Raw genomic sequence first — 1,201 nt, 5'->3', positions numbered from 1 at the left:
GGAAGAAGCCGGCGACATGCTGTGCCGCGCGCTCGGCCGCGATGCGAAGACCTGGACGGCCGGCGTCGCGCTGCCGGGCGGCGACATCGCGGACGCGAAGTTCGACGGGTTCGCCAGCGCGTTCGCGAAACGCCATCCGTGGCTGCCCGCCGCGCTCGCGCGCCGCTATGCACGTGCGTACGGCACGCGTGCGGAGCGCGTGGTCGACGGCGCAAAGTCGCTCGCCGATCTCGGCGCCGAAATCGCGCCGGGCATCCACGACGCCGAACTGCGCTACCTGCGCGATGCCGAATGGGCGACCTGCGCGCAGGACGTACTGTGGCGCCGCTCGAAGCTCGGCCTGCACGTCGCGCCCGGCACGCTCGACGCGGTGACCGCCGCGGTCGATGCGTGGTTCGCCGCCGCGCATGCGCCGCATGCGTGATCCGAATGCAGTTGCAATGGTAGTTTTGCCTGACCGACGTTGATTCACCGACGCGCCGCCCCACATGCGGCGCGCATCACAACTAAGCCAATCCACGGATGGAGATGAGAGACATGCAGGACCAGTACATCCTCGCGCTTGACCAGGGCACCACGAGTTCCCGCGCGATGCTGTTCGATCGCCAGGGCAACATCGTATCGATCGCCCAGAAGGAATTCGAACAGATCTACCCGCAACCCGGCTGGGTCGAGCACGACCCGCAGGAAATCTGGTCGACGCAAGCCGGCGTCGCCGCGGAAGCCGTCACGCGCACGGGCCTGAACGGCACGTCGATCGCCGCGATCGGCATCACGAACCAGCGCGAAACGACCATCGTCTGGGATCGCGAGACGGGCCAGCCCGTCTACAACGCGATCGTCTGGCAGGATCGCCGCACGGCCGACTTCTGCGACTCGCTGAAGAAGCAGGGCCTCGAAGCGAAGGTGCGCGCGAAGACCGGCCTGCCGATCGACTCGTACTTCTCCGCGACGAAGATCCGCTGGATTCTGGACAACGTGCCGGGTGCACGCGACAAGGCGCGCCAGGGCAAGCTCGCGTTCGGCACCGTCGACAGCTGGCTCGTGTGGAACTTCACGAAGCACGAACTGCACGTGACCGACGTGACGAACGCATCGCGCACGATGCTGTTCAACATCCATACGCGCGAATGGGACAGCGAGCTGCTCGAACTGCTCGACATCCCGCGCAGCATGCTGCCGGAAGTGAAGGCATCGTCGG

Annotated in this window: 2 protein-coding genes; both read left to right on the top strand. The window is 66.6% G+C overall.

Features of this window, described 5'->3' with window-relative positions; translation table 11 throughout:
• Positions 1–424: glycerol-3-phosphate dehydrogenase C-terminal domain-containing protein (locus JMF90_RS37840; RefSeq protein ID WP_305790779.1), on the top strand; the 424-nt coding region annotated here is incomplete at its 5' end.
• Between the two features lie 113 nt (positions 425–537).
• Positions 538–1,201 (top strand): FGGY family carbohydrate kinase (locus JMF90_RS37835; protein ID WP_268906105.1); only part of this gene is annotated, 664 nt, incomplete at its 3' end.

Origin of the sequence: Burkholderia sp. E168m23, from assembly GCF_016586125.1 — a bacterium.
In the GTDB taxonomy this organism is placed as follows: Bacteria; Pseudomonadota; Gammaproteobacteria; order Burkholderiales; family Burkholderiaceae; genus Burkholderia; species Burkholderia orbicola.
Note: the sequence above shows the minus strand (reverse complement) of the source record. Positions and strands in the feature narration are given on the sequence as shown.